23 protein-coding genes and 2 pseudogenes are annotated in these 26,558 nt (G+C 72.4%); 19 read left to right on the forward strand and 6 right to left on the reverse strand.

From position 1 onward, the window contains the following. Positions 1-151 precede the first annotated feature (151 nt). Positions 152-895: an oxidoreductase gene (locus AB0K03_RS09895; RefSeq protein WP_364682652.1), complete on the forward strand. Its 744-nt coding sequence runs from the start codon at positions 152-154 to the stop codon at positions 893-895. 81 nt (positions 896-976) lie between these two features. Continuing rightward, the gene (locus tag AB0K03_RS09900) at positions 977-1,459 is read left to right on the forward strand and encodes a PH domain-containing protein (protein ID WP_364682654.1); all 483 of its coding nucleotides are present in this window, start codon (positions 977-979) and stop codon (positions 1,457-1,459) included. Between the two features lie 271 nt (positions 1,460-1,730). Here the strand turns inward: AB0K03_RS09900 and AB0K03_RS09905 are convergent, their stop codons facing one another. Both AB0K03_RS09905 and AB0K03_RS09910 read right to left on the reverse strand, forming a co-directional pair. Further along, the gene (locus AB0K03_RS09905; protein WP_364682656.1) at positions 1,731-2,531 is read right to left on the reverse strand and encodes an HAD-IB family hydrolase; all 801 of its coding nucleotides are present in this window, start codon (positions 2,529-2,531) and stop codon (positions 1,731-1,733) included. Between the two features lie 418 nt (positions 2,532-2,949). Further along, on the reverse strand, positions 2,950-3,306 hold the full coding sequence (locus AB0K03_RS09910; RefSeq protein ID WP_364682658.1) for an STAS domain-containing protein: 357 nt from the start codon (positions 3,304-3,306) through the stop codon (positions 2,950-2,952). A gap of 260 nt (positions 3,307-3,566) precedes the next feature. On the opposite strand from AB0K03_RS09910, the gene ssd reads away from it, so the two are divergent. From ssd to AB0K03_RS09950, 8 genes are read left to right on the forward strand one after another with little or no spacing between them, the layout of a single operon-like run. Further along, positions 3,567-4,670: a septum site-determining protein Ssd gene (gene ssd / locus AB0K03_RS09915; protein ID WP_364682660.1), complete on the forward strand. Its 1,104-nt coding sequence runs from the start codon at positions 3,567-3,569 to the stop codon at positions 4,668-4,670. Further along, positions 4,667-5,863 carry a TadA family conjugal transfer-associated ATPase gene (locus tag AB0K03_RS09920; RefSeq protein ID WP_364682662.1) on the forward strand — a complete coding sequence of 399 codons (1,197 nt, stop codon included), beginning with the start codon at positions 4,667-4,669 and terminating at the stop codon, positions 5,861-5,863. Before ssd ends, AB0K03_RS09920 begins: the two co-directional genes overlap by 4 nt. Further along, a complete protein-coding gene (locus tag AB0K03_RS09925; RefSeq protein ID WP_364682664.1) occupies positions 5,860-6,609 on the forward strand; it encodes a hypothetical protein in 750 nt (249 codons plus the stop codon). Before AB0K03_RS09920 ends, AB0K03_RS09925 begins: the two co-directional genes overlap by 4 nt. Continuing rightward, the gene (locus AB0K03_RS09930) at positions 6,606-6,797 is read left to right on the forward strand and encodes a hypothetical protein (RefSeq protein WP_364682666.1); all 192 of its coding nucleotides are present in this window, start codon (positions 6,606-6,608) and stop codon (positions 6,795-6,797) included. Before AB0K03_RS09925 ends, AB0K03_RS09930 begins: the two co-directional genes overlap by 4 nt. 50 nt (positions 6,798-6,847) lie before the next feature. Then, entirely contained in the window at positions 6,848-7,384 is a 537-nt protein-coding gene (locus tag AB0K03_RS09935) for a type II secretion system F family protein (RefSeq protein WP_364683057.1), read from the forward strand. 60 nt (positions 7,385-7,444) lie between these two features. Beyond that, positions 7,445-7,633, forward strand: a complete 189-nt coding sequence (locus tag AB0K03_RS09940; protein ID WP_364682668.1) for a DUF4244 domain-containing protein — start codon at positions 7,445-7,447, stop codon at positions 7,631-7,633. Positions 7,634-7,683: 50 nt separating this feature from the next. Beyond that, entirely contained in the window at positions 7,684-8,061 is a 378-nt protein-coding gene (locus AB0K03_RS09945) for a TadE family type IV pilus minor pilin (protein ID WP_364682670.1), read from the forward strand. After that, positions 8,058-8,408, forward strand: a complete 351-nt coding sequence (locus AB0K03_RS09950) for an Rv3654c family TadE-like protein (protein WP_364682672.1) — start codon at positions 8,058-8,060, stop codon at positions 8,406-8,408. The genes AB0K03_RS09945 and AB0K03_RS09950 overlap by 4 nt, the downstream gene beginning before the upstream one ends. Positions 8,409-8,428: 20 nt before the next feature. Here AB0K03_RS09950 and AB0K03_RS09955 read toward each other — a convergent pair whose 3' ends face one another. Then, entirely contained in the window at positions 8,429-10,726 is a 2,298-nt protein-coding gene (locus tag AB0K03_RS09955; RefSeq protein ID WP_364683059.1) for a DEAD/DEAH box helicase, read from the reverse strand. Positions 10,727-11,065: 339 nt separating this feature from the next. Here AB0K03_RS09955 and AB0K03_RS09960 point away from each other — a divergent pair, with 339 nt between their 5' ends. The 7 genes and pseudogenes from AB0K03_RS09960 to AB0K03_RS09990 all read left to right on the forward strand — a co-directional run bounded on the left by AB0K03_RS09960 (position 11,066) and on the right by AB0K03_RS09990 (position 19,903). After that, a complete protein-coding gene (locus AB0K03_RS09960; protein WP_364682674.1) occupies positions 11,066-11,437 on the forward strand; it encodes an STAS domain-containing protein in 372 nt (123 codons plus the stop codon). Then, positions 11,434-11,874, forward strand: coding sequence for an ATP-binding protein (locus tag AB0K03_RS09965; RefSeq protein WP_364682676.1), 441 nt, complete (start codon positions 11,434-11,436; stop codon positions 11,872-11,874). The genes AB0K03_RS09960 and AB0K03_RS09965 overlap by 4 nt, the downstream gene beginning before the upstream one ends. Positions 11,875-12,483: 609 nt before the next feature. Further along, complete coding sequence (locus tag AB0K03_RS09970; RefSeq protein WP_364682678.1) at positions 12,484-14,850, forward strand: sodium-translocating pyrophosphatase; 2,367 nt, start codon at positions 12,484-12,486, stop codon at positions 14,848-14,850. 77 nt (positions 14,851-14,927) lie between these two features. Then, on the forward strand, positions 14,928-15,458 hold the full coding sequence (locus tag AB0K03_RS09975) for a hypothetical protein (RefSeq protein ID WP_364682680.1): 531 nt from the start codon (positions 14,928-14,930) through the stop codon (positions 15,456-15,458). Positions 15,459-15,524: 66 nt separating this feature from the next. Beyond that, positions 15,525-15,821, forward strand: a pseudogene (locus tag AB0K03_RS09980) (hypothetical protein); the annotation flags it as partial. A 794-nt stretch (positions 15,822-16,615) separates the two neighbouring features. After that, positions 16,616-19,432 (forward strand): type I DNA topoisomerase, encoded by a 2,817-nt coding sequence (topA, locus tag AB0K03_RS09985; RefSeq protein ID WP_364682682.1) that lies wholly within the window; start codon positions 16,616-16,618, stop codon positions 19,430-19,432. Positions 19,433-19,540: 108 nt separating this feature from the next. Beyond that, entirely contained in the window at positions 19,541-19,903 is a 363-nt protein-coding gene (locus tag AB0K03_RS09990) for a VOC family protein (protein ID WP_364682684.1), read from the forward strand. Here AB0K03_RS09990 and AB0K03_RS09995 read toward each other — a convergent pair. Then, complete coding sequence (locus AB0K03_RS09995; protein WP_364682686.1) at positions 19,890-20,588, reverse strand: YafY family protein; 699 nt, start codon at positions 20,586-20,588, stop codon at positions 19,890-19,892. The genes AB0K03_RS09990 and AB0K03_RS09995 overlap by 14 nt on opposite strands. Positions 20,589-20,620: 32 nt before the next feature. Then, complete coding sequence (locus tag AB0K03_RS10000; RefSeq protein WP_364682688.1) at positions 20,621-21,934, reverse strand: D-arabinono-1,4-lactone oxidase; 1,314 nt, start codon at positions 21,932-21,934, stop codon at positions 20,621-20,623. A gap of 218 nt (positions 21,935-22,152) precedes the next feature. Here AB0K03_RS10000 and AB0K03_RS10005 point away from each other — a divergent pair, with 218 nt between their 5' ends. Next, positions 22,153-22,782 (forward strand): TetR family transcriptional regulator, encoded by a 630-nt coding sequence (locus AB0K03_RS10005; protein WP_364682689.1) that lies wholly within the window; start codon positions 22,153-22,155, stop codon positions 22,780-22,782. A 4-nt stretch (positions 22,783-22,786) separates the two neighbouring features. On the opposite strand, the gene AB0K03_RS10010 is transcribed toward AB0K03_RS10005, so the two are convergent. After that, the gene (locus AB0K03_RS10010) at positions 22,787-23,989 is read right to left on the reverse strand and encodes an amino acid deaminase/aldolase (protein WP_364682691.1); all 1,203 of its coding nucleotides are present in this window, start codon (positions 23,987-23,989) and stop codon (positions 22,787-22,789) included. Between the two features lie 240 nt (positions 23,990-24,229). Between AB0K03_RS10010 and tmk the strand changes: the two are divergent. After that, positions 24,230-26,188: pseudogene (gene tmk / locus AB0K03_RS10015) on the forward strand (dTMP kinase); the annotation flags it as partial. Between the last annotated feature and the right edge of the window lie 370 nt (positions 26,189-26,558).

Below are 26,558 nucleotides of genomic sequence, written 5' to 3' on the forward strand. Positions count from 1 at the left end.
GGTTGCAAGCCGTAGCGCCCTTCTGCCGCGCCGAGTGGCAGGGCGTGCGCGCCGACCGGGCAGGAGCTGCTCGGTACTGCGCGAATCTTGCCACTTCCGAGCCCGTTTGCGCAGCACCTGTTTCGGGTCTTTTTCCGGTTACGGTAGGCGCGTGACGAACGATCCCCTGGCCCCGTTGCTCGCCCTCGCCGACGTGGAGGCCGCTCTCGCCGACGCCCGAGCCAAGGTCGATGCCGCCATGCGGCACCGGGCGCTGCGCCGCAACGGTGGCCAGGTGGCTGCCGAGGCCGGACTGCGCGCGGCCGTCGCCAGCGCCGCGCTGGAGGATCACCGCCACGACCTCGCGTCGGTGCGCGCCGGCACGGTCACCGATCCGGTGGTCCAGGGCGCGCTGCGGGTGTCCGAGGCGCTCGGCGGGCTTGTCGACCTGTGGCCGCGCGCTCCCCGCCAGGTGCTCGCCCGCCTGCACGTGCTCGCCGCGCGGGGCGCGGTGGCCGACGCGGACCTGGGCCGGCTGACCTCCGGCGCCGAGCGGATCGACGCCCTCGCCGGCCTCGTCGCCGGCAACGAGCGGACACCGCCGCTGCTGCTGGCCGCGGTCGTGCACGCCGAGCTGCTGACGCTGCGGCCGTTCGCCGGCCCTGCGGGAGTGGTCGCGCGGGCCGCGGCCCGGCTGACCCTCGTCGCCCGCGGCTTCGACCCGCGCGGGCTCGTGGTGGTCGAGCAGGGCCACCTCGACCGCGAGCCGGAGTACGTGGGCGCCTCGGGCGCCTACGCCACGGGGACTCCTGACGGCCTGCGTTCATGGTTGCGGCACTACGCGGCCGCAGTGTCGGCGGGCGCCGACCACCTCACGCAGATCTCGGACGAGGTGCTGGCACCTTCGGGCAAGTAGGGCATCGCCCGGTCGGTCGCCTTCTGCATCGAAGACCGAAACGCCGGATTCATCCCTGGCCGGGTTGGCATACTCGGTCCCGTGGGAGAGGACTGGGTTCGGCCGTATTCGCCCGGAGTCGGCCGATGGCTCGTCATCGGCTGGGAGGCGATCGCGTTCGCCCTGCTCGGCTGGGCCAGCGTCGGCCTGTTCCAGGTCGAGGGCAACGGGGTCACCTACCTCGCTATGACGCTCACGGCGATCTGGGTGGTCGGCGGGTGGCGCATCCTCGAGATGGGGGTCTACGTCCGCCCCGGCGGGCTCCAGATCCGCGGCCTGCTGCGGTCCCGCCGGCTGGGCTGGGACGAGATCGCGCACGTCCGCCTGCACCGCCACACCAACAAGGTCGGGCGCTGGGAGATCGAGGGCGGGATGACCGTGCTCATCGAGCGGCGGGACGGCTCCACCGTGAACACCGAACTGTGGGCGCAGGGCGTGGACTTCCACAACCGGCCGCACCTGTTCCGCGCCGTCTACCAGGACCTGCGCAGCCGCCACCTGGAAGCCAAAGCCTCCGGAATGTAAGGACGGCGCCTCGCATCCGAGGCGCCGCCGCTTGCGCGTCCGACCGGGTTATCAAGCGTGCACCTGGGTCGTTGTCGGCAGTCCCGCCGGGCATCCCGGTGGGTCCCGCCGCAACGTGCCTGCCGTGGCTGATCGCGCGTGGGTTCCCGGTGGCCGTGCACGAACCTGCTGTCATCAAGGTCCGCGTGTTCTTTCTACGCCTCGCGGTCCTTGATCGCCAGGGCGGAAGCTACTTTGCGTGATTGGTCAGACACTTCGGCGTGACCGGTGTCTATGCCGGCGCGGCCCGCGTGCGGCGGTGCCGGCCGTACAGCGCGAGACCGATCGCCACCCCGACACCCAGGCCGAGCGCCGCTGCCGCCACCGGGACCGCCGGACGTTCCCGCAGCCTGCGGCCCAGCGGCACCGGGTGCCGGAACTCCAGCACCGGCCACGACCGCTCCAGCGCGACGCGGCGCAAGGTCCGGTCCGGGTTCACCACGCTCGGGCGGCCCACGGCCTCCAGCAGCGGCAGATCACTGCTGGAATCCGAGTAGGCGTAACACTCCGCAAGGTCGTACCCGCGCTCGTCGGCCAGCTCCCGCACGCCGTCGACCTTGCTCGGGCCGGCCGCGTAGAACTCGACCTCGCCGCTGTAGCGCCCGTCCACGATGCCCATCCGGGTGGCGATCACGTCGGTGACCCCGAGCAGCTCGCCGATCGGACGCACCATCTCGTCGCCGGACGCGGACACGAGCACGACGTCGCGCCCGGCCGCCTGGTGCTCGCCGATGAGGACGGCGGCCTCGGCGTACACGTACGGATTGATCAGCTCTTCCAGGGTCTCCGCGACGATCTGCTGGACCTGCTCGACCCGCCAGCCCTTGCACAATGCGGCCAGATAGTCACGCGTGCGGGCCATCGTCTGCTCGTCGGTGCCGCCGAGCCGGAACATCAGCTGCGCGTACGCGGACTTCACCACGTCGCGGCGGCTGATCAGCCCATCACGGTAGAAAGGCCGTCCGAAGGCCAGCGCGCTGGACTTGGCGATGACGGTCTTGTCGAGATCGAAGAATGCGGCACTCTGGCCCACGGGCCGAAAGTGTAGCCGCAAGACGCACCCATTTCCGGTGACGGTGGGTACTCGACGGTGGCGCGCTGCTGAGGCATGCTTGTGTTGCGACTGGGATTCATGTTGTCACTTGATGTTGTTGTCACTTGATGTTGCTGTCACTGATGGTCGCGTTCCACCCCATCGAGACTCTCGGTGGTTGCGCCCCCCGCGATCACCGGGCCGATTCGGCTCGACCCCCCCGGAGCCGAATCCTCGGACGGCCCCCGTCACCCCCGACGGGGGTCGTTCCCTTTCCGGTGCAGCGCTTTTTTCAGGTACGGCGCCGGCAAGGCCGGCCCCGCACACACGCGAAGCGACCATCCGGGCGGGAGTTGTGGTCCATCCGCCGGGGCCTCGCCGTTCGGCAGCCGACCGTTCCCGGCGGCGGCCGCGGCCTTCAGGCGCCGGTGGCTCGACTCAGGTCGGCGGCCTGCTCTTCCTCGGGCATGCCGAACAGGTCGCAGAGCCCCGTCACGGAGAGCACCCGCCGGAAGCTGGGGCTGGGATTCGTCACCACGAAACGGGTCTGCGCGTCGGTGGCCGCGCGGTAGCCCTCGATCAACGCGCCGAGCCCCGTCGAGTCGATGAAGGTCGCCTCGGCCAGGTCGATGCGGACTTCGGGCGGGGACCACTGGAACACGGCGTCACGGATGCCCTGGGCGACCTCGTCGGCGCTGGAGAAGTCGATCTCCCCGCGGATGCTCACCAGGGCCGTGCCGTCCTCGCCGAGCGCACTCCGGATCGGGTTCTCCATGCCAACTCCATCGGTCGTGTCGGCACCAACATACCCAACGTGGGGCCCGTCCACTCTCCCCGCGCCTGCCGCGGACCCGCCGATGCTACGCCCGCCCCACCCGCCTCCGACCTGCTCGTCATAGCAGATCAGCCCGTCGGGTACGCGTTGTCCACAGGCCCCGAAGTTATCCACAGGTCGTCGATCTCCGGTTGAGCGGCGCTCCGCAGGGCCGCCACGGTGGGTGCTCCGTTCCGTCCGCCGTGACCGTTGGAGCCGCGATGTCCGCCCGTACCCCCGTCCCGCCCGGGCCGTCCCCGGCCCTGCCGCTCGTCGTCACCGCCGACCCGCCCCTGCTCGACGATCTCGTGCGGCTCGCCGCCCTGGCCGGCACCGAGGCCGACGTGGCCCCCGACCCGGCGGCCGCCCGGCCCCGATACCCAGACGCGCCGCTCGTCGTGATCGGCGCTGACCAGGCCGAAGCCTGCCTGCGTGCCCGTCTGCCCCGGCACCGGCGGGTCGTCCTCGTCAGCCGTGAGCCGATCGCCCCCGAAGCGTGGGATCTCGCCCGCTCTCTCGGCGCGGAGCACGTGGCCGTCCTGCCCCTCGCGGAGCCCTGGCTGGTCGAGCAGTTCACGCAACCGCCCGGGCCGCCGCCCGCCGGACGCGTCCTGGCGGTGCTCGGCGGCCGGGGCGGCGCCGGGGCGAGCACCCTGGCGGGCGGCCTGGCCGTCACCGCCGTCCGCGACGGGCAGCGCACCCTGCTGCTCGACGCCGATCCGCTGGGCGGCGGCCTCGACCTCGTCCTCGGCTGGGAGGAGGTCGACGGTCTCCGCTGGGCCGCGATCGTCGAGGCGGGCGGTCGCGTCGACGCGTCCGCGCTGCTCGGGGCCCTGCCGCGCCGCGGCGACCTGGTCCTGCTGTCGTACGGGCGCGACGCCGCCCAGCCCGTGCCGGCCGAGGCCATGGCGGTCACCGTGGACGTCGGCCGGGAGCGCCGTGATCTCACCGTGGTCGACGTGCCCCGGCACCTCGACGACGCCGCCGTGATCGCCCTCCAGGCCGCCGACCGGGCATATCTCATCGTTCCCGCCGAGGTCCGGGCGACGGCCGCGGCCGCCCGGGTGGCCGCGGCTGCCCGGCTGCATTGCCGGCAGCTGTCCGTCGTCGTGCGCGGCCCGTCGCCGGGGCGGCTCAAGGCCCGCGAGGTCGCCCGTTCGCTCGGCCTGCCGCTGGCCGGTTCGCTGCGGCCGGAGCAGGTCCTGTGCCAGGGACTCGAGCGGGGACACGCGCCCACCGCCGAGGGACGGGGACCGTTGGCGGAGCTGTGCCGGCGGCTGCTGAAGGACCTGACCGACGACGCCGGGACGGCGGACGCGGCATGACCGGCCGGTCCGTCTCCGCACCACCGTCGCTCGCCGAGCGGGTACGGCGGCACATCGCCGAGGAACGTCTCGAGGCGACGCAGGCCACCCTCGTCACCGCCGTACGCCGGGAGGCCGACGCGGCCGTCCTGGGGGACCCGACCGTCCGGCGCCTCGCCGGCCGGGTCCGCGATCAGCTCGTCGGCGCCGGCCCGCTGGCCCCGCTCCTCGCCGATCCGGCGGTCACCGACGTGCTGGTCAACGGCGTGCAGGTGTGGGTGGACCGCGGCCACGGCCTGCACCGGGCGGCCGTGGACGTGGGCGGTCCGGACGACGTCCGCCGTCTCGCCCAGCGCCTCGCCGCCGCGTGCGGCCGGCGGCTCGACGACGGTCTCCCGTACGCCGACGCCCGCCTGTCCGACGGCACCCGTCTGCACGCGGTTCTCCCGCCGGTCGCCACGACAGGGCCGTACCTGTCGCTCCGCACGTTCCGCCAGCGCCCGTTCAGCCTCGACGACCTCGTCCGGCAGGGCACCGTGCCGCCCGCGCTCGCCGCGGTCCTGACCTCGGTGGTCGAGGCGCGGCTGGCCTACCTGGTCACCGGCGGTACGGGTACCGGCAAGACCACGCTGCTGGCGACGCTGCTCGGCCTCGTGCCGCCGACCGAACGCATCGTGCTGGTCGAGGATTCCGCCGAGCTGCGCCCGGTGCACCCGCACGTCGTCACGCTGCAGGCGCGCACCTCCAACGTCGAGGGCGCGGGCGCGGTGGGCCTCACCGACCTCGTCCGGCAGGCGCTGCGCATGCGTCCGGACCGCGTGGTCGTCGGCGAGTGCCGGGGCGCCGAGATCGTCGACCTGCTGGGCGCGCTCAACACCGGCCACGAGGGCGGCGCCGGCACGCTGCACGCCAACGCGCCCTCGGACGTGCCGGCCCGGCTCGAGGCGCTGGGCATGCTCGGCGGCCTGCCGCGGGCGGCCCTGCACGCCCAGGCCGTGGCCGCCCTTCAGGTGATCCTCCAGGTACGCCGCCTCAGCCGCGGCCGTGTCCTGGACTCGGTCGGGGTGCTGCTGCCGACGGGGGAGCAGCACCTCGCCACCGTCATCGCCGCCTGGCAGCGGGGCCGGGGCGCGGGACCGGGCGCGCCGGCCCTCGCCCGTCTCCTGAGCGAACGCGGCGTCGCCGTACCGCCCGTTCTGGGGTGCCGAGGATGAGTTCCTCCCTGCCCACGGTGTGGCCGTGGTCCCTCGCGGCGGTCCTGCTGGTCAGCGCGGCCGTGGTCGCCGCTTGGCCGGCCCGCGCGGGCTTGCGCCGCCTGTCCACGCCGCCGTCGCGGGCGTTGCCGTCGATCGACGCCGGCGCAATCGCCGCCCGCGTCGTCCGGCATCCGGGGCGGTCGATAGCCGTCGTCGCCGCGGCCGCCGCGGTCGCAGGGCTCCTCGTCGGCGGGCCGGTGGCCGCCCTGGTCGGCGCGGTGTACGCGGCGCTCGGCGCCCGGGAGCTCGCCCGGCGGCTCACCGAGCGGCAGGAGATGCGCGAGCACTCGGGCAGCCTGGACGAGTTGAGCGCGCTGGCCGCCGATCTCCGGGCAGGGCTCGGCTTCGCCCCGGCCGCTGCGATCGGCGGGCGCCTCGGCGACCTCGCGGCGGCGGCTCAGCGGCTGGCCGATCGTACGGGCGCCCCGACGGCCGACCTGGTGGACCGCATCGAGGCCGATGCCCGCGCGGCCGACCGGGCCCGGGCCGCCGCCGTGGCCCAGGCCGCCGGTGCGCAGGCGACCGCGCTACTACTGGCCGCCCTGCCGCTCGGAGGCATCGGGCTGGGCTACTTCATCGGCGTGGACCCGCTGGGGGTCCTGCTGCACACCCCGGTAGGGGCGGCGTGCGCCACGGGCGCGGTGCTGCTGCAGGGTGCGGGCCTGATGTGGGCCGGCCGCCTCACCGACGGAGCCTCGCGATGACTGCCTCCCTCTGCGGCGCCGAGGCGATCCTGCGGGCCGGCGGCCCGGTCCAGGTGCCGCTCCACCCCTGTTGCATCGTGACTCTCCTGAGGGCATCGCGCCTGCCGGAGGCCCGGCCCGGCGGCGTCACGTGCCCCCTGCGCGCCTTGAGCGCCGCGGTCACCGTCGCGCGGGAGGTCGCTGCGTGATCCGCCGCCTTTTCGTCGCGCTGACCTGCGGCGCGGCCATCGTCTGGTACGTGGGGCACTGGTGGGGCGTACCGGTCGCGGCGGGGGTCGCGTACGGCGCCGACCGCTGGCTGAGACGTCAGGAGCCGGCGGAGGTGCGCGCCGCGCGTACGCGAGCCGAGTCAGACTTGCCCCTCGCCGCCGACCTCCTGGCCGCGGCCCTGCGCGCCGGTGCACCGGTCGACCGCGCCGTGTCCGCAGTGGCCGAAGCCCTGGGCGGCCCCTTGGCCGACCGCCTCGACCGCGTGGCCCGGTCGCTGCGGCTGGGCGCCGACCCGCCGGAGGCCTGGTCCCACCTCGCCGGCGTCACGGGCGCGGACCGCCTCACCGCCGCGGCGGTCCGTTCCAGCGCCAGCGGGGGTGCCCTCTCCGGAGCATGTACGCGCCTCGCCGACGACCTGCGGGCCGACCGGGCCATCGCCGCCGAGTCGGCCGCCCGGCGCGCGGGCGTCCTGATCGTCCTGCCGCTGGGACTGTGCTTCCTGCCGGCCTTCCTGCTCGCCGGCCTGGTCCCGGTGGTGGTCGCCGTCCTCGGCGCCGTCCTCTGACCCGTCACCACGACAGATACGACAACCGGTCACCACGACACACGACAAGAAGGAGCACCCGTGCACCGACTCATCGCCCGGCTCGCCGCCCTCCGCGCCGATGCGGGCCGCGACGACGGTATGAACACCGCGGAGTACGCCGTCGGCACCCTGGCCGCGGTCGCCTTCGCCGGCGTCCTGCTCAAGGTCCTGACCAGCCCCTCCATCCAGCAGTCCCTCGCCCGCGTGATCACCGAGGCCCTGAAGTGACCGCGCGCCGGCAGCCCGGCCGTCGACCGCTGCCCTTCGCGCGGCGAAGTGTGCGGGCGCGACATCCCGCACTCGGCTGCCCGCCGAGGGCGCTTGATCGGGGCTCGTTCACAGCCGAGCTCGCGGCTGGGCTGCCGGCGCTCATGCTTCTCCTTCTCTGCGGCCTCACCGCCGTCAGCGCCCTGACCACCAAGGGCCGCTGCGTCGACGCCGCCCGTGAAGGCGCTCTCGTCGCCGCCCGCGGCGGTCAGGGCCCCGAGGAGGCCCGCCGGATAGCCCCATCCGGCGCCCACGTGAAGGTGGCCGGCGGGACGGACGTCGTGACGGTCACCGTACGGACTCCGGTGGCGGTGCTCGGGGCGAACCTTCCCGCGATCACGGTCGAGGCCAGCGCCACGGCGGCACGCGAACCGGAGCTCATCCCATGAGCCACCGTGATCGAGGCGCCGCATCCATCTTCGTGCTGGCGGTCGGGCTGGTCTTCGTCGGCGGCGGCGTGGCCGGCGCTGCGGTCGGCGCCGCTCGGGTCGGACGGCACGAGGCCCGTACGGCAGCTGACCTCGGCGCCCTCGCCGGCGCGATGCGAGCCGTCGAAGGCCGGCAGGTGGCCTGCGCGCGGGCCGCCGAACTGGTGGCGGCGAACGGGGGACGGCTGACCGCGTGCCGGCTGGAGGGCCGGGACATCGTGGTCGCGGTCGAAACGGTGGTCAGGCCGTTGCCGGGCCTCGAGCGCCACGCCTCCGCCGTCGCCCGGGCCGGACCGGTCCTCCGATGACTTGTGCCATGCGACCGGTGTTACGCCGCGCTCTGTTCTTCTTCCGACGAGCGGTCGGGGAGGGCGGCCAGCACCGCGTCCAGGACGGATATCGCCTTGGCCTTGTCGAGAGGGTTGTTGCCGTTGCCGCACTTCGGACTCTGCACGCAGGACGGGCATCCCGCGTCGCATCCGCACGAGGTGATTGCTTCCCTGGTCGCTCGCAACCATTCGGCTGCCGTCCCGTACGCCCGCTCCGCGAAGCCCGCACCGCCCGGGTGGCCGTCGTACACGAAGACCGTCGGGGCTTGCGTGTCCGCGTGGTTGGCGGTCGACAGGCCGCCGATGTCCCAGCGGTCGCACGTGGCCATCAGCGGGAGGAGGCCGATCGCGGCGTGCTCCGCGGCGTGCAGGGCACCCGGCATGTCCGGCGGCTCGACGCCCGCGGCGAGCAGGGTGCGCGGCGAGATCGTGAACCAGACGGCGACCGTACGCAGCTCGCGCGGCGGCAGGTCCAGCGGGCGGGTGTCGATCACCTCGCCGGTGCCGATGCGGCGGCGCTGGTACGAGACGACCTGGTTCGTCACGTCGACCTCGCCCAGGAAGAGGCCGACAGGGCCGGCGTCCACGTACTCACGCACCGACACCACCGACAGGTCCGTCACGTCGCGGGCGTGCGTGGACCAGTCCGGCTCCGCGGCGTGCACGAGGGCCACCGCCTCCTCCAGATCCAGCTCATCCACCACATAGGAGACACCTTGATGCAGGTAGACCGCACCGGGGTGCAGCATGACGTGCGACGAGCCCTGGTCGACCGTGCCGAGCAGCCGGCCCGTCGCCGCCTCCACCACGGCGACCGGTGCGCCGCCCGTACCGCGCAGGTCGACCTCCGGGCGGCCCTGGTGGGTCCAGTACCAGCCGGTGGGGCGTTTGCGCAGCGCTCCCGTACGGGTCAGGCCCTCCACCGCGTCGCGCGCGGCCCGGCCGCCGAACATCTCCAGGTCCGCCGGGCGCAACGGGGCCTCGGCGGCTGCGCAGCACAGTTGCGGGCCGAGGACGTACGGGTTGGCCGGATCCAGCACCGTGGCCTCGACCGGGCGGCCGAAGAGCGCCTCGGGATGGTGCACGAGGTACGTGTCCAGCGGGTCGTCACGCGCCACGAGGACCGCGAGCGCCTCGCCGCCGGCCCGCCCCGCCCGGCCCGCCTGCTGCCACAGCGACGCGCGGGTGCCGGGGTAGCCGCAGATCAGCACGGCGTCGAGCCCGACCAGGTCCACGCCCAGCTCCAGCGCGTTCGTCGACGCGAGGGCCAGCAGCTCGCCCGACATCAGCGCCCGCTCGATCGCGCGCCGGTCCTCGCGCAGGTAGCCCGCCCGGTAGGCCGCCACGCGCCGGCCGAGACCCGGGACCGCTTCGTCGAGGGAGCGCCGCGTCATCGTCGCGACGACCTCGGCCGCTCGGCGGGAGCGGACGAAAGCGAGCGTACGGGTGCCCGCGACCACGGCGTCGGTGAGCAGATCCGCCGTCTCGCTCAGCGCGGAGCGCCGGGTGGGCGGCAGGTCGGGATCCTCGTGGGGGAGCAGCGGCGGCTCCCACAGGGCGAACGTGACAGCCCCGCGCGGCGATGCGTCGTCGGTCACCGCGGTCACCGGCAGCCCGGTCAGCCGGGAGGCTGCGCCCTCCGGGTCACCCGACGTCGCCGAGGCCAGGACGAACGTGGGGGTGCTGCCGTACTGGGCCGCCAACCGGCGCAGGCGGCGCAGGACGTGCGAGACGTGCGAGCCGAACACGCCCCGGTAGGTGTGGCACTCGTCGATCACCACGTACGCGAGCCGGCGCAGGAAGGGAGCCCAGCGGGCGTGTCCGGGGAGGATGGCGTGATGCAGCATGTCCGGGTTGGTCAGCACGAAGCGCGAGTGCTGCCGGATCCACTCGCGCTCCTCGCGCGGCGTGTCACCGTCGTATGTGGCCGGCCGTACGCCGTCGAGGTCCAGGCGTGCGACGGCCCGCAGCTGGTCCGCGGCGAGCGCCTTGGTCGGCGAGAGATACAACACGGTCGCCCGTGGGTCCTCGAGGAGCCGGCTCAGCGCGGGCATCTGGTACGCAAGGGACTTACCGGACGCCGTGCCCGTGGCGAGCACCACATGCTGTCCGGCATGGGCGAGCGAAGCCGCGGCGGCCTGATGCTCCCAGGGCTCGAAGCCGTACGCGTCCCGCAGCGGTTGCGGCACCCACGTCGGCCAGGGCACGGTCCGCCCGGCCCGCGCCTCGACCCGCTCGACGTGGGTGATCGGAGAGTCCTCGGCGGACGTTCGGCGCGCTCGCAGCCGATGCAGCAGGTCGGCCGGCCCGAGCGCAGCGAGCCCGCTACGCCCAGCGAGAACATCGCCCTGCCCGGTCCCGTCAGCTTGATCCGCCGGAGGGCCGGCGTGCGTGGCGGAATCGTCGGTTCGCGCGGCGGGAACGGCCGGTTTGCCCTGACCCGCCGCGGGGGTGCCCGGAACAGTGGCCGAAATGTCCGGTGCTGTCGAGCTCACGTCCTGCACTGTGACATCGGTATGCCCCGAACCCCAAACGGGTACGACGGTGGGTGCCGTGCGCCGGGGGATGACGGTCGGTGGTTAGATTCGCTGGGGAGATCGGCTGCCTGAGGGCTTGCCCCGGAGGGAGGAGGACCGATGGAGCTGTCGCTGACCAGCCGGACCGTCGGCGAGCACACGGTGCTCGACGTCGGCGGTGAGGTCGACGTCTACACCGCCCCGCGCCTGCGCGAACGGCTCGTCGAGCTGGTCGACGGGGGGTCGCGCCACGTGGTGGTGGACCTCGGCCGGGTCGACTTCCTCGACTCCACCGGGCTGGGCGTGCTCGTCGGCGCCCTCAAGCGGCTGCGGGCGGCGAACGGCACCTTCGGCCTGGTCTGCTCGAAGGAGCCCCTGCTCAAGATCTTCCGGATCACCGCCCTCGACCAGGTCTTCCCGATCTACCCCTCCATCGAGGCGGCGACCTCGACGGCGTCCGGCGAACGCGACAACACCCCTCCGACGGCGTGATGGCGACGGTACGGCTGTCGTTCTCGCCCGCGCCGGTGCACGTGCGCACCGCCCGGCTGGTCGGCGTCGCGGTGGCTCGGCGCGCGGGGGTCGCCGAGGAGCTCCTCGACGAGGTACGCCTGGCGATCGGCGAGGCGTGCACCCGTGCGGTGGCCCTGCACAACCAGTACAACCTTCCCGACCTCGTCATGGTCGAGATGGCCGACGCCGACTCGTACACGGTGCGGGTGATCGACCGGGCCCCGATCGAGGCCAGCATCGGCCTGACGAAGCTGCCGCCGGACGAGCTGGCGGACGAGTCGCTCACCGACGAGGCGCTGACCACCGGCGTGGGATTCGCGCTGCTCGCCGGCTTCGTCGACGACCTGCAGGTCCGGCCCGTCGAGGAGGGCGCGGGCACCGAGGTCCGCATGGTCTGGCCGGTCCACCGCCGCTGACCCGGCCGCCCAGCCGTGTCCTCACCGCTCGGTCCGGGCCTGTTCAACCGCGGCCTGGCCTCGCCGATCTGTCGGCCTGTTCAACTACGGCCTCGCGCGCGGCGCTGCCCGCCGGAGTGGGCGGTCGGCGGCATCGACCGCCGCTGATCCGCGAGCGGCGCAGATCGCTGTTGATCCGCGAGCGGCCCGGGCCGCCGATAGAGCCGCGGACGGCGCCGGCTGCCGGCAGCCCGCGGACGCCGCTCGGAAATGACGCCATGCGCATGCGAGTGGACGCAGAGGAATGCCCGTTCCCGAGCCCTGCGCGAACACCACTCAGCGCAAAAAGGACGCCGTTCGGCGCATCGCTGGGGAAAGCCCAGCTAGAACCCCGGAGCCTAGGCCGTCACCCGTTCGAACGCCAACCGCTAACACAGCGGTAAACATCACCACGACACGGCCGGAACCAGGTGTGACCATCACCACCCGCGGCCGCTACAGTACGCCGGTAATCAGCTACTGCTCCCTGGTCCCGCGGCCGCGGGACCCGGTTTGTCGTCTCCCCGATGCGGGGATGCGCCCGGCGGTTTCGTCCACTACCGGGTGCGGTCGGTGTACAGGAGGACATTGATGTCCGGGACCTCCATATCCCTCGCCGCGGAGAGCGGCGGGGCGTCCCTCAGCGGTTCGAACGTCACGTTCGTCATCGTCGCGGTGGTGTTCGCGCTGGTCGCGCTCGCCTTCGCCGCCATGTTCGTGCAGTCGGTCCTCAAGGCCGGGCGCGGCACCACCAACATGCAGGAGATCGCCGGGGCTGTGCAGGAGGGTGCGTCCGCGTACCTGTTCCGGCAGTTCAAGACCTTGGCGATCTTCGTGGTCATCGCGGTCGTGCTGTTGTTCCTGCTGCCGGTGCACGGCAACGGCGACAACGAGACCGCGGTGAAGATCGGCCGGTCGCTGTTCTTCGTCGTGGGCGCGGTGTTCAGCTCGTTCATCGGCGGCGCCGGCATGGCGCTGGCGACGCGGGCCAACCTGCGTGTCGCCGCGGCCGCGGGTGAGTCCGGTGGCCGCGAGAAGGCGATGGGCATCGCGTTCCGTACCGGTGGCGTGGTCGGCTTCCTCACCGTGGGCCTGGGCCTGTTCGGTGGCTCGCTGGTCGTGCTGATCTACCGCAGCGACGCCCCGACGGTGCTCGAGGGCTTCGGCTTCGGCGCCGCGCTGCTCGCCATGTTCATGCGGGTCGGCGGCGGCATCTTCACCAAGGCGGCGGACGTCGGCGCGGACCTGGTCGGCAAGGTCGAGCAGGGCATTCCCGAGGACGACCCGCGCAACGCCGCGACGATCGCGGACAACGTCGGCGACAACGTCGGCGACTGCGCCGGCATGGCGGCCGACCTCTTCGAGTCGTACGCGGTCACGCTCGTCGCCGCGCTCATCCTGGGCCAGGCGGCGTTCGGCCAGGACGGTCTGATCTTCCCGCTGATCGTCTCGACGATCGGTGTGGTCATCGCCATCGTCGGTGTCTTCATCACCCGGCTGCGCGCCTCGGACCGCAACGGCCTCACCGCCATCAACCGGGCGTTCTACATCTCGGCCGTGCTGTCGGCGATCATCGTGGCGATCGTCAGCTTCATCTACCTGCCGGCTTCCTTCGCCGGGTTCAACGACGCGTCGCTGGACGCCGGCGTCGTCGGCAGCGACCGCAACCCGCGGCTGGTGGCCATCGGCGCGGTCGTGATCGGCATCGTGCTCGCGGCCGCCATCCAGGCCCTGACCGGCTACTTCACCGAGGTGCAGCGGCGCCCGGTGCAGGACATCGGCAAGTCGTCGCAGACCGGCGCGGCCACGGTCGTGCTCGCCGGCATCAGCGTCGGCCTCGAGTCGGCGGTCTACTCGGCGCTGCTCATCGGCGCCGGTGTGTACGGTGCGTTCCTGCTCGGCGGCTCCTCCATCACGCTGTCGCTCTTCGCGGTCGCGCTGGCCGGCACCGGCCTGCTGACCACGGTCGGCGTCATCGTCGCCATGGACACCTTCGGGCCGATCTCGGACAACGCGCAGGGCATCGCCGAGATGTCCGGCGACGTGGACGAGCGCGGCGCGCAGATCCTGACGGAGCTGGACGCGGTCGGCAACACCACGAAGGCGATCACCAAGGGCATCGCGATCGCGACGGCCGTCCTCGCCGCCACGGCGCTGTTCGGCTCGTACACGAACACGCTGTCGTCGTCGCTGGCCGACGCCGGCATCAGCCCCGACCGGATCGGCAACGAGATCCTCGGCCTGCTGAACATCTCCAACCCGCGCAACCTGGTCGGCCTGCTGGTCGGCGCCGCGGTCGTGTTCCTCTTCTCCGGCCTGGCGATCAACGCCGTCTCCCGCTCGGCGGGCGCGGTCGTGATGGAGGTACGCCGCCAGTTCCGCGACTTCCCCGGCATCATGGACCGCACCCAGCGGCCCGAGTACGGCCGGGTCGTCGACATCTGCACCCGTGACGCGCAGCGTGAGCTGCTCACCCCGGGTCTGCTGGCGATCATGGCGCCGATCGCGGTGGGCTTCGGCCTGGGCGCCGGCGCGCTCGCGGCGTACCTGGCCGGTGCGGTCGGCGCGGGCACCCTGATGGCGGTGTTCCTGGCCAACTCCGGTGGCGCCTGGGACAACGCGAAGAAGCTGGTCGAGGACGGCGCGTACGGCGGCAAGGGCTCCGACGCCCACGCCGCGACGGTGATCGGCGACACGGTCGGCGACCCGTTCAAGGACACCGCCGGCCCGGCCATCAACCCGCTGATGAAGGTGATGAACCTGGTGTCGCTGCTGATCGCCCCGGCCGTCGTGGCCTGGAGCGTCGGTACGGACCAGAACACCGCGCTGCGCGTGACGATCGCGATCGTGGCGGCGCTGATCATCGTGGCGGCGGTCGTCTGGAGCAAGCGCAAGCCGATCTCCATGGGCGACGAGGCCCCCGCGGCGCCGTCCACCTCGGAGAAGGTCAGCGCCTGATCCGAGAGCGGTGGTCAGGAGGGCACTCGGCGCTCGCCGGGTGCCCTCCGTCGTACGTTGGCCGTACGCTGCAATCCATGCGCACGGCCCGCTCCACCTTCTTACTCATCGTCTGCTCGCTCGTCGTGACGCTGGGTGCGTGCTCGAGCGGCCCCGCGCCGCGCGCCTGGGCCGCCTCGGTGTGCAAGGTGCTCGCCCCCTGGCGCACGGAGATCGGCACGCTCGCGACCCGTACGCAGCAGCAGATGACCGCCGCGACGACCCCCGCCCAGGCGAAGGAGAACCTGATGCGGCTCTTCGGCGGCGCGGAGTCGGCCAGCGAGAAGGCCCGCGCGGGGGTGGAGAAGGCCGGGGTGCCCGACGTCGACCAGGGCAAGAGGGTGGCGGAGAGCTTCACGACCTCACTGAGCGCGATGCGCGACGCGTACGGCCGCGCCAAGACGGGCATCGAAGCGCTTCAGACCAGCCCGTCGAAGGACTTCTACGCCAAGGTGGGCACGGTCGTGGAGACATTGAACACCGAGTACAAGGCGAGCGAGCTGGACACGAGCAACCTCTCGTCGGTGGAGCTCAAGGAAGCCTTCGACGAAGCCCCGGAATGTCGTTGATCATGAGTGAGATCTTCGAAGACTGTTGATCATGGCGAGAGTCGAAGAGCCGGAGTGCCGCTGACCATGGCCGAGCCCGGGTGGCCGCTGATCCCGCGCGAGGTGCTGCCCGCGCCGGTCGAGCCCGCCCGCGTCCGGTCCCGCCGGGCCACGACCGCCGCCGCGCCCTCCGGCAAGCAGCTGTCCGTCTTCGGGGTGGAGGCCGTCGACCCGTCGCTGGCCGATCTGGCAGGCCTGCTGGCCGGCCCGGGGACGCTCGGCCGGATGGGCGGTACGGCCCGCGTCGCCGTCCGGGTGGACGCGGCCTGGCGGGTGCACGTGCTGGTCGAGGAGCTCGTCTCCCGGGGGCTGGTGGTCAACTGGCATCCGGTGGCAGCCGAGCCGCGCGAGGATCGGGTGTCCGAGCTGGTCGCGGTGCCGGTCGATCAGGAGATCGACGAGGCCGGGGATGCCGGGGACGACAGCGCACCGCGGACGCCCGAGCCCATGCCGGCTGTCGAGACGCCCGAGCCCACGCCGGCCGTCGAGACGCCCGAGCCCACCCCGGCCGTGGAGACGCCCGAGCCGGCGGACGAGGCAGAAGAGCGGCAGCGAGACGAGGAGGAACCTCCGCCGGCGTTCGAAGTGCGGACCGCGTACAGCAGCCGGTTGAACGGTCTTGCCCGCAGCTGGCCGCCGCCCTCCGGGAGGCTGTTCCTCGACGGGCCGAGGCTGCGCCTCTGGGTCGCGGCGGCGGGGTCACCGCGGCCGCAGGGGTACGCACTCGGTCTGAATCCCGACGGGTTGCTTGACAATGCCATTGATGACGCACTCTCCCGGGTGGGGCTCGCGGGCACGATCCAGGCCGGTCCGGCGTACGTGATCGCAGGTCGCAGGCGTCTCGCCCGGCTCGCCGAACTGATCGGCGAACGGCCCGCCGCGGCCCCCGCGCGGCTGTGGCCGGGCGCCGCAGCTGCGTGATCTTCCCCGATTGTGTACGACACGACGCCATGTTCCCGGTGTACGGTGTCGCCGTCGGACGCGTGCGGTGGCCGGGCCGTTACCATCCGACTTCTGTCTGCCCGGGGAATGCCAGCTCGTCCGGCGCGTTACGTTGAACGTCCGCGTGCCTGCCGTCCCGCGACGGGCCGCCGAGTGAACCGAAGTGTGGGAGTGCCGTGCCGAGTAACGCCAGGACGACCCGTCTGGTCATCGTCGAGTCCCCGTCGAAGGCCAAGACGATCGCCGGTTACCTGGGGCCCGACTATTTCGTCGAGGCCTCCTTCGGCCATGTCCGTGACCTGCCGAAGAACGCCGACGAGGTGCCCGAGAAGTACAAGGGCGAGTCGTGGGCGCGGCTCGGCGTCGACGTCGACAACGGCTTCCACCCCCTCTACGTGGTCTCCTCCGACCGCCGCCAGCAGATCGCGAAGCTGAAGCAGCTGGCCAAGGAGGTCGACGAGATCTTCCTCGCCACCGATGAGGACCGCGAGGGCGAGGCCATCGCGTGGCACCTGGTCGAGACGATCAAGCCGAAGGTCCCGGTCAAGCGGATGGTCTTCCACGAGATCACCCGGCCGGCGATCCAGGCCGCGGTCGCCAACCCGCGCGAGATCGACAAGGATCTGGTCGACGCCCAGGAGGCGCGGCGCATCCTCGACCGGCTGTACGGCTACGAGGTCAGCCCCGTCCTCTGGAAGAAGGTCATGCCGAAGCTGTCGGCGGGCCGGGTCCAGTCCGTCGCCACCCGCATCGTGGTCGAGCGGGAGCGCCAGCGCATGGCGTTCCGCACGGCCGAGTACTGGGACATCAACGCGCAGCTGGCCGTTCAGGGCAAGGCCGAGGGGCCGCGCAACTTCTCGGCGACGCTGATCGCGCTCAACGGCGACCGCATCGCCACCGGCAAGGACTTCGAGCCCACCACCGGCCGGATCAAGCCCGGTGCGGCGGTCGTGCACCTCGACGGCGACGGCGCCCGCGGGCTCGCCGCGCGGCTCGAGGACCGCCCGTTCCAGGTCACCCGGGTCGAGGAGAAGCCGTACCGGCGCCGGCCGTACGCGCCGTTCATCACCTCGACGCTGCAGCAGGAGGCGGCGCGCAAGCTGCGCATGTCGTCGCAGCAGACAATGCGGACCGCTCAGCGGCTGTACGAGAACGGCTACATCACCTACATGCGTACCGACTCGGTGAACCTGTCGGAGACGGCCATCGCGGCCGCCCGCCGGCAGATCGCCGAGCTGTACGGCGAGCGCAGCGTCCCGCCGGAGCCGCGCCGCTACACCGGCAAGGTCAAGAACGCCCAGGAGGCGCACGAAGCGATCCGCCCCGCCGGCGACACGTTCCGGGCCCCCGGCGAGCTGGCCAACGAGCTCTCCGGCGACGAGTTCCGGCTGTACGAGCTGATCTGGCGGCGGACGGTCGCCTCGCAGATGACCGACGCGGTCGGCAACTCGATCTCCGTGCGCATCCGGGCGATCTCCACCACGCAGGAGGAGGCCGACTTCGCCGCGACCGGCAAGACCATCACCGACCCCGGCTTCCTGCGCGCCTACGTCGAGTCGTCCGACGACGAGAACGCCGAGGCCGAGGACGCCGAGCGCCGCCTGCCCAACCTGGTCAAGGACCAGCCGCTGACCGCCGAGGAACTGGCCGCGGTCGGCCACCACACCAGCCCGCCGGCCCGCTACACCGAGGCGTCGCTGGTCAAGGCGCTGGAGGAGCTGGGCATCGGCCGCCCGTCGACGTACGCGTCGATCATGCAGACGATCCAGGACCGCGGGTACGTGGAGAAGCGCGGCCAGGCGCTGATCCCGACGTTCATCGCGTTCGCCGTGATCGGGCTGATGGAGAAGCACTACCCGCGGCTGGTCGACTACAACTTCACCGCCGCGATGGAGAACGACCTCGACGGCATCGCCGGTGGCGACCACGCCTCGCTGGACTTCCTCAGCGCCTTCTACTTCGGCAGCCAGAGCGCCGACCCGGACGACTCGATCGCCCAGGCGGGCGGCCTGCGCAAGCTGGTCACCGACAACCTCAGCGCCATCGACGCGCGGTCGATCAACTCGATCCCGCTCTTCGACGACGAGGAGGGCCGGCACATCGTCGTGCGCGTCGGCCGCTACGGGCCCTACCTGCAGCGGCAGCTCCCGGACGCCACCGAGGAGTCGCCGAACGACCGGGTCTCCATCCCGGACGGGGTCGCGCCCGACGAGCTGACCCCCGAGAAGGTCAAGGAGCTGTTCCTCGGCGGCGGCGGGGAGAAGAGCCTCGGCGAGGACCCGTCGACCGGCGAGCCGGTGCTGCTCAAGTCCGGCCGCTTCGGCCCGTACGTGGAGAGCGGGGAGCGGCGGTCGTCGCTGTTCCGCACCCAGTCGCCGGAGACGCTGACGCTGGACCAGGCGCTGCAGCTGCTCACCCTGCCCCGGGTCGTGGGCAAGGACCCCGAGGGCGCGGAGATCGTCGCCAAGAACGGCAAGTTCGGCCCGTACGTGCAGCGCGGCACCGACTCGCGGTCGCTGCAGCGCGAGGACGAGCTCTTCACGATCACGCTGGACGAGGCGCTGGCCCTGCTGGCCGCCCCGAAGACCCGCCAGCGCGGCGTGGCCAAGCCGCCGCTGCGCGAGCTCGGCCCCGACCCGGTCACCGAGAAGCCCATGGTGATCAAGGAGGGCCGGTTCGGGCCGTACGTGACCGACGGCGAGTTCAACGCGTCGCTGCGGCGCGGGCAGACGCCGGAGGAGCTGACCGTCGCGCAGGCCTCGGAGATGCTCGCCGAGAAGCGGGCGAAGGGTCCGGCGCCGAAGAAGAAGGTGGCCAAGAAGGCGGTCGCCAAGAAGACCGCCGACGCGGCCGAGCCCGCCAAGAAGACCGCCGCGAAGAAGGCGCCGGCCAAGAAGGCGACCGCCCGCAAGACGACCAACGCCGCGCCCGCCGCGAAGAAGGCCGCGGCGAAGAAGGCCGCCCCGGCGAAGGCCACGGCCTCCGCCGACTGAACCACCCGGCGCGATCTCCTGCCGAAACACCGACAGGGGGTTGTCGCCGCGGACCTCGAGAGTGGTCGTGCCGGGAGACGCCCGGCACGACTCATCGAGGGGGATCACATGGCGGAGATCAACGGCATCGCCTGGTTCGAGATCGGTACGGACGACCCGGCGGCCGCGGAGCGCTTCTACGGCGACGTCTTCGGCTGGAGCGTCGCGCACGACGACGCAGCCAGCACGGACCCGGCGTACCAGGTGATCAGCACCGGCAGTATGCGTGGCGGGCTCTTCCACACCCGCGGAGAGATGCCGGGCTACGCCGTCTTCACGGTGCTCGTCGCCGACGTCGAGGACACGTGCCGGCGCGTCGAGGCAGCCGGCGGGCGCGTGCAGCGGGCGCCGCAGGTGAACCCCGTAGGTGTGACGTTCGCGCATCTGCTCGACCCCTCCGGCAACCACTTCGCGGTCTTCAGCCCAAAGTGACCTGATGGACGGGCCCGTACGGGATGTCGAGGTCCTCCCGGCGCAGCACCCGCGGCGCCGGGACCTCGGCGGTGACCGAGACCGAGGTGATCCGGTCGGTGCGGAACACGCGCAGGGCGTCGCGCATCCGGCACCAGGCGACGAGATACCAGTGGACCTCCTTGCCGACGTACCCGAGCGGCTCGACCTCGCGCGTGGTGGCGGCGCCTTCGCTGTCCCCGTACCGGATACGGAGCACGCGGCGGGTCGCCAGGGCATCGCTCACCAGGCGCGGGATCGGCGCAGCCGGGCCCGCATCACCCACCAGATGGACGCGCCCGGCCAGATCGTGGGACGCCGCGGCGTCGTCGGCCTGCATCGCGGCGACGAGTTTCCGCAGCGCGGAGCCCGCCGCCGCGCGGAACGGCGTGCCCTCCATCCGCCGCAGCGCCACCGCCATCGCGACGGCCTCGCCCGGCGTCAGGTTGACCGGCGGCAGCGTGCGCGCCTTGTCCAGGCAGTAGCCACCCGTGCGACCCGGCTCGGCGTAGATCGGCACGCCGGACTGCTGCAGGGCGCCGATGTCCCGCTCGACCGTGCGCGCGCTCACCTCGAAGCGGCCGGCCAGCCAGCGGGCGCTGCGGGGCCGAGGCGCGACCGCGCGCAACTCCTCCACCAGGGCGTACAGGCGGTCGGTGCGATTCATGGCCCCAACCTAGGGGCCGGGTACGACAGAAATCAGGCGCCGAGGACCCGGTCCAGGTAGGGGTTGGTGAAGACCCGGCCCGGGTCCAGCCGGTCACGCACGGCCACGAAATCGTCGAAGCGGGGGTACGCGCGCCGCAGCGACTCCGCATTCCGATAGTGCAGTTTGCCCCAGTGCGGTCGTCCGCCCAGCGGCTCGCACACCGCCTCGAACGCCTGGAAGTACGGCTCGTACGGGCTGCCCGAGAACTGGTGCACCGCGATGTACGCCGAGTCGCGCCCGTACCCGTGCGACAGCCAGATGTCGTCCGGCCCGGTGAACCGCACCTCGACCGGGAACTGCACCTTGAACGGCAACCTCTCGATGATCCGGGGCAGCGCGGACAGCGCCTCGGACAGCGCCTCGCGCGGGATCTCGTACTCCATCTCCACGAAGTGCACCCGGCGTGACGTGCAGAAGACCCGGTCCGACCGGTCGGTGTAGGTGCGGGCCGTCAGGGCCCGCGCGGCGACCGCGCTGACCGTCGGGACGATCGCCGGGATCTTCTGACCCAGCTTGCAAGCGCCCTGGAAGACGGTGTTGGAGAGGAACTCCTCGTCGAGCCAGCTGCGGAACGGCGACAGCGGCCGGTCGGACACCGGCACCTTGTTGTTGCGCTTGAGCTGCGCCCGGTCGGTGTACGGATACCAGTAGAACTCGAGGTGGTCGTTGGCGGCGATTTGCTCGTCGAGGCCGGCCAGCACCTCGGGCAGGGGCATCGGCCGCTCGTCGGCGAGCAGCACGAATGCCGGTACGCACCGCAGCGTCACCTCGACCAGCACCCCGAGGGCGCCCAGACCGAGTCGCGCCGCGGGGAAGAGCTCGGACGACGAGTCGATGCGCAGCACCTCGCCGGATCCTGTGACGAGCGTCACTGCCTCGACCGTCGAGGCGAGCGTCGAGTACGCCTGTCCGCTGCCGTGCGTACCCGTGGAGATCGCGCCCGCGACGGTCTGCCGGTCGATGTCGCCGAGGTTGGGCATGGCGAGCCCGTGCTCGGCCAGCACGGCGTTCAGCCGGTGCAGGGGCATGCCGGCCTGAACCGTGACGAGGTCGCCGTCGACGGCGACGAGGCCGGCCAACCGGTGCAGCAGCATCCGCTGGTCATCAGCGACGGCGATGCCCGTGAAGGAGTGCCCGCTGCCGACCGCCTTGACCCGGCGCCCGCCGGCCACCGCCTCCTTGACGAGCGCCGCCACCTCCTCGGCGGACCCGGGCATCAGGATGCCGGCGGCTACGGACTGTTGGTTGCCGCCCCAGTTGTGCCATCGGGGGGACGCGGCGGGGGCTGCGTTGTCACTGGTCATTACGGCCTTGTCCTCCCGACGAGCGGACAGTCGCACAAAACCGGGGATACCGCGTGTCCCCGGCGTCCCGTCGATGCGTCTCGCTCGTTGATCCGAGTAACGTTCCGATTGAGTGCTGTTCGTGACCTTCCTCGGCTCCGCGTACGCGTAGTCCCGGGCCGGTCCGTCCGCGGTCGTGAAGAGTGCTCATTATCACCGCTGAGAGGGAGTGGCGACGCGTGTCGACACCAACCGTCACCACCGGGCCGCTGCGGCGCGTCCCCGTGCAGGGCAGAAGCGTTGCCCGGGTCCAGCGCATGCTCGACGCCTGCGCCGAGCTGGTGGACGAGGTCGGGTACGAAGGCCTGACCACGACCCTGCTCGCCGAGCGGGCCGAGGTCGCCATCGGCTCGGTCTACCAGTTCTTCCCGGACAAGCGGGCCATCGTCCAGGCGCTCGCCATGCGCAACATGGACGCGTACCTGCAAAGTCTGTCGGCGCGTTTCGCCAACGAGACGTTCGCCCACTGGTGGGACGGCGTGGACGCGGCCATAGACGCGTACATCCACATGCACCGGAGCGTGCCGGGCTTCCGTACGCTGCACTTCGGTGACGTGGTCGACCTGCACCTGCTGGACGCCGAGCGGGACAACAACGCGGTCATCGGCGACCGGCTGGCCGAGCTGCTGGTCGACCAGTTTCAGCTCATGGATCGCACGCGGCTGCGATTCGCGCTGCTGATCGCGGTCGAGGCGGCGGACGCGCTGATCAAGCTCGCGTTCCGGCGCGACCCGGCCGGCGACGAGGCCGTGCTCATCGAGGCCAAGGCGCTGATCCGCGAATACCTGCACCGCCACGTTCCGGCCTGACGCCTCAACCCAGGAACGCATACCCCTCGCCCCGGTACGTCGGGGCCGGCGTGGCCGTGTCGCCGTCGACGAGGTGCACCTCGTTGACGTGCTCGCACAGTTCGCCGGCCTTGGCGTGACGGAACCACACCCGGTCGCCGGGCCGTAGCTCGTCCGCGGCCGGGCCGACCAGCGGCGTCTGCACCTCGCCCGCCCCCTCGTCGCCGCGGAAGCGCAGGCCCTCCGGCAGCCACGGGGTGGGCTGGCGCGACGGCCCGGTCGGTCCCGAGGCGATCCAGCCACCGCCGAGCACCGTGGCGATCCGCGGCGCCGGACGGCGGACGACCGACAGGGCGAAGAACGCGGCCGGTGTGGGCCGCCAAGTCCGGTACGTGTCGAAGAGCGTCGGCCCGAGCAAGCCGGAGCCGGCCGCGATCTCGGTGATCGACGGGTCGGCGGCGGTCGCGGCCATGCTGCCGGTGCCGCCGCCGTTCACGAACTCCAGGTCGGCGTGTTCCCGGACCGCCTCGACGGCGGCCATCCGCCGCTTCAGCAGCTCGGGCAGGGCGCGTCGCTGCATCATGCGGATCGCCCGCGCCCGCAGCGCCTGCCCGGGTGGGGCGTCGCCGACGCCGGCGATGTGCGCCTCGTACGCCATCATCGCGACCAGCCGGAATCCGGGGCGGGCCACCAGCCGGCGGGCCAGCGCGCCGGCCTGCGCTGCGGAGTGCACGGGGGAGCGACGTACGCCCACGTGCAGCGGCCCGGCCGGTCGCCACGACGCGTCCAGCTCGAGGCACAGCCGTACGTCCGGACGCCGGCCCGGCGACGTCACCGCGTCGACCAGGTCCAGGTGCGACGGATGGTCGACCATGATGGTGATGGCGGCGGCCAACGCCGGGTCGGCGGTCAGCTCGGCGATCGCGGCCCGGTCCACCGTCGGGTACGCGACCAGCACGTCGTCGCTGACCCCGGACCGGACCAGCCAGATCGCCTCCGGCAGCGTGTACGCCATGACCCCGGACCAGCCGGGGCGCTGGAGGACGCGTTCGAGCAGGGCGCGGACGCGGACGGACTTGCTCGCGACCCGGATGGGCTTGCCGGCCGAGCGCACCGACAGCGCGGCGGCGTTGGCGTCGAAGGCCGCCAGGTCGACCGCGGCCAGCGGCGTCTCGAGGTGGGCGGTGGCCTGGTCGAGCTTTTTCTGCAATGCGCGTCCAGCGGTCACAGGGGCAACCTATCCGCTGATCCGCCAATGCGAAACACCTTCATTTATGCGCCACTCGAACGAGCGCACCCGCGGTGAGCTGCAAGCGCCCGTTAGAGTGCTTCGGGCAGTGGACTAGCCGGAGGTAAGGTCATCGACACCGAAACGAGCTCGGCACGCGACGCCGCCCCCGTGGATCTCTCCGGGGTCGCGGCCCTGCGTTCCGTGCTGCGGATCCGCCCGTTCCGGCGGCTCTGGCTGGTGCTCAGCGTGGCCTCGTTCGGCGACTGGATCGGCACGCTCGCCACCGCGCTGTTCGCCTCCCAGCAGGTCGAGGGCGCCGTCGGGCAGAGCACCGCGTTCAGCAGCACGATCGCCGTACGCCTCCTGCCCGGCCTGCTGCTCGGGCCGCTCGCCGGGGTGATGGCCGACCGGTTCGACCGGCGCTACACCATGGTCATCTGCGACATCCTGCGCTTCTTCTTCTACGGCTCGATCCCGGTGGTGGCGCTCTTCAGCGACTCCGGCGGGCTCACGGTCACCTGGGCGGTGATCGCCACCTTCATCGGCGAGGCGATCACGCTGATGTGGATCCCGGCCAAGGAGGCCGCGGTCCCCAACCTCATCCCCAAGGGCCGCCTCGAGGTCTCCAACCAGCTCACGCTGATCACCACGTACGGCATCACCCCGATCCTGGCCGCGCTCGCGCTGGCGGCGCTCGACGGCCTGGTCCGCGGTCCGATCGGCGGGCTGCCGGACTGGGCCCAACCGGTACAGATCGCCCTCTACATCAACGCGTTCTCCCGCGCCGCCACGGCGGCGGTGGTGTTCTTCGGCATCAAGGAGATCAGCGCGGGCCGCCGCGAACGCCAGGAGAAGAACGCCGAACAGAGCATGTGGCGTCAGTTCACCGAGGGCTGGCGCTACATCGGCGGAACACCCTTCGTCCGCGGCCTCGTGCTGGGCATCTTCGGCGCGTTCGCGGGCGCCGGCATCGTCATCGGCACGGCCCGCTTCTTCACCGCCTCCCTCGGCGCCGGCGACGCCGCGTTCTCCCTGCTCTTCGCGACCCTCTTCATCGGCCTGGCGCTCGGCATCGGCCTCGGCCCGATGATCGTCAAGGAGCTCTCGCGGCGCCGCTGGTTCGGCATGAGCATCGTGCTCGCCAGCGGCTCGGTCGCGTTCCTGTCGGTCGCCTTCCACCTGTCCATGGCGCTGTTCGGCGCGCTCTTCGTCGGCGCGGGCGCGGGCATGGCGTTCCTCGCCGGCGTCACCCTCCTCGGCAGCCAGGTCGGCGACGAGGTCCGCGGCCGGGTGTTCGCCGTCGTCCAGATCGGCGCCCGGCTCGTCCTGCTCCTCGCGATCTCGCTGGCCGGCGTCCTCGTCGGCCTCGGCAGCAGCCGCACGGTCCGCGCCGGCGACTTCTCCGTCGACATCTCGTCCACCCGCGTCCTGCTCCTCGTCGCGGGCGCGATCGGGGTGTGGACAGGCATCAGCGCATTCCGCCAGATGGACGACAAGCACGGCGTATCGGTCCTGGCGGACCTGTGGGGCGCGGTCCGCGGGCGTCCGCTGTCGCCGGCCGAGCCTTTCACACGTACGGGAATCTTCGTGGTCTTCGAAGGCGGCGAGGGAGCCGGAAAGTCGACCCAGGTCACCCGCCTCTCGGAGGCCCTGCGCGAGGCCGGCCACGACGTGGTGGTCACCCGCGAACCGGGCGCGACCAACGTGGGCGCCCGCATCCGCAGCCTCGTCCTCTCCCACGGTTCCGACACCGACGCGCCCTCACCCCGAGCGGAAGCCCTGCTCTACGCGGCGGACCGCGCCCACCACGTGGCCACTGTGGTGCGACCGGCCCTCGAACGCGGAGCGGTCGTCATCAGCGACCGGTACGTGGACTCGTCCCTCGCCTACCAGGGCGCCGGCCGCACCCTGCCGGTCCAGGAGATCTCCTGGCTGTCGTCCTGGGCGACCGGCGGGCTCAAACCGGACCTCGTCGTCCTGCTCGACGTCGACCCCACGGTCGGCCTCGGCCGGGTCGACAGCCGCGGCCTCGGCACGGACCGCCTCGAAAGCGAATCCCGCTCCTTCCACGAACGCGTCCGCTATGCCTTCCTCGACCTCGCATCGGCGGACCCGAAGCGCTACCTGGTCCTGGACGCGGCCCGGCCGATGGACGAGATCGCGGATGCGGTGACGGTCAGGGTGAACGCCCTGCTCACCGGCGAGGACCACCACGCGGAACCGGGCGGTCCGCGAAGCGCGGACCCGAACGAGACGCAGGTCGTGCAAGCGGGCACGGACCCGTCACGGACGGTGCCGATGCCCTCGGACGAGTCCTCCCGCACAATGCCGATGCCCGACGGCGGTGCTGCCCGCACGATGCCGATGCCCGACGGCGGTGCTGCCCGCACGATGCCGATGCCCGACGGCGGTGCTGACTCGTCCAGCACCGTGGCGATGCCGCGGGGTGCGGGTGAGTCCGACGAGACCGTGGTGGTGCGGTCGGTGGGCGGTCCGGATGAAACGGCGGTGATCCTCCCGGCCGGTTCGCCGTCATCGGTCGCGTCGCCGGAGGCGACGCAAGTCA

Source organism: Actinoplanes sp. NPDC049316 (genome assembly GCF_040677315.1).
In the GTDB taxonomy this organism is placed as follows: domain Bacteria; phylum Actinomycetota; class Actinomycetes; order Mycobacteriales; family Micromonosporaceae; genus Actinoplanes.

Coding starts and splice junctions, on each gene's coding strand:
- AB0K03_RS09990 (WP_364682684.1), top strand. CDS start 19,541: ATGGCGGAGATCAACGGCATCGCCTGGTTCGAGATCGGTACGGACGAC.
- AB0K03_RS09930 (WP_364682666.1), top strand. CDS start 6,606: ATGACTGCCTCCCTCTGCGGCGCCGAGGCGATCCTGCGGGCCGGCGGC.
- AB0K03_RS09960 (WP_364682674.1), top strand. CDS start 11,066: ATGGAGCTGTCGCTGACCAGCCGGACCGTCGGCGAGCACACGGTGCTC.
- AB0K03_RS09925 (WP_364682664.1), top strand. CDS start 5,860: ATGAGTTCCTCCCTGCCCACGGTGTGGCCGTGGTCCCTCGCGGCGGTC.
- AB0K03_RS09975 (WP_364682680.1), top strand. CDS start 14,928: ATGCGCACGGCCCGCTCCACCTTCTTACTCATCGTCTGCTCGCTCGTC.
- AB0K03_RS09970 (WP_364682678.1), top strand. CDS start 12,484: ATGTCCGGGACCTCCATATCCCTCGCCGCGGAGAGCGGCGGGGCGTCC.
- AB0K03_RS10000 (WP_364682688.1), bottom strand. CDS start 21,934: ATGACCAGTGACAACGCAGCCCCCGCCGCGTCCCCCCGATGGCACAAC.
- AB0K03_RS09920 (WP_364682662.1), top strand. CDS start 4,667: ATGACCGGCCGGTCCGTCTCCGCACCACCGTCGCTCGCCGAGCGGGTA.
- ssd (WP_364682660.1), top strand. CDS start 3,567: ATGTCCGCCCGTACCCCCGTCCCGCCCGGGCCGTCCCCGGCCCTGCCG.
- AB0K03_RS09910 (WP_364682658.1), bottom strand. CDS start 3,306: ATGGAGAACCCGATCCGGAGTGCGCTCGGCGAGGACGGCACGGCCCTG.
- AB0K03_RS09950 (WP_364682672.1), top strand. CDS start 8,058: ATGAGCCACCGTGATCGAGGCGCCGCATCCATCTTCGTGCTGGCGGTC.
- AB0K03_RS09995 (WP_364682686.1), bottom strand. CDS start 20,588: ATGAATCGCACCGACCGCCTGTACGCCCTGGTGGAGGAGTTGCGCGCG.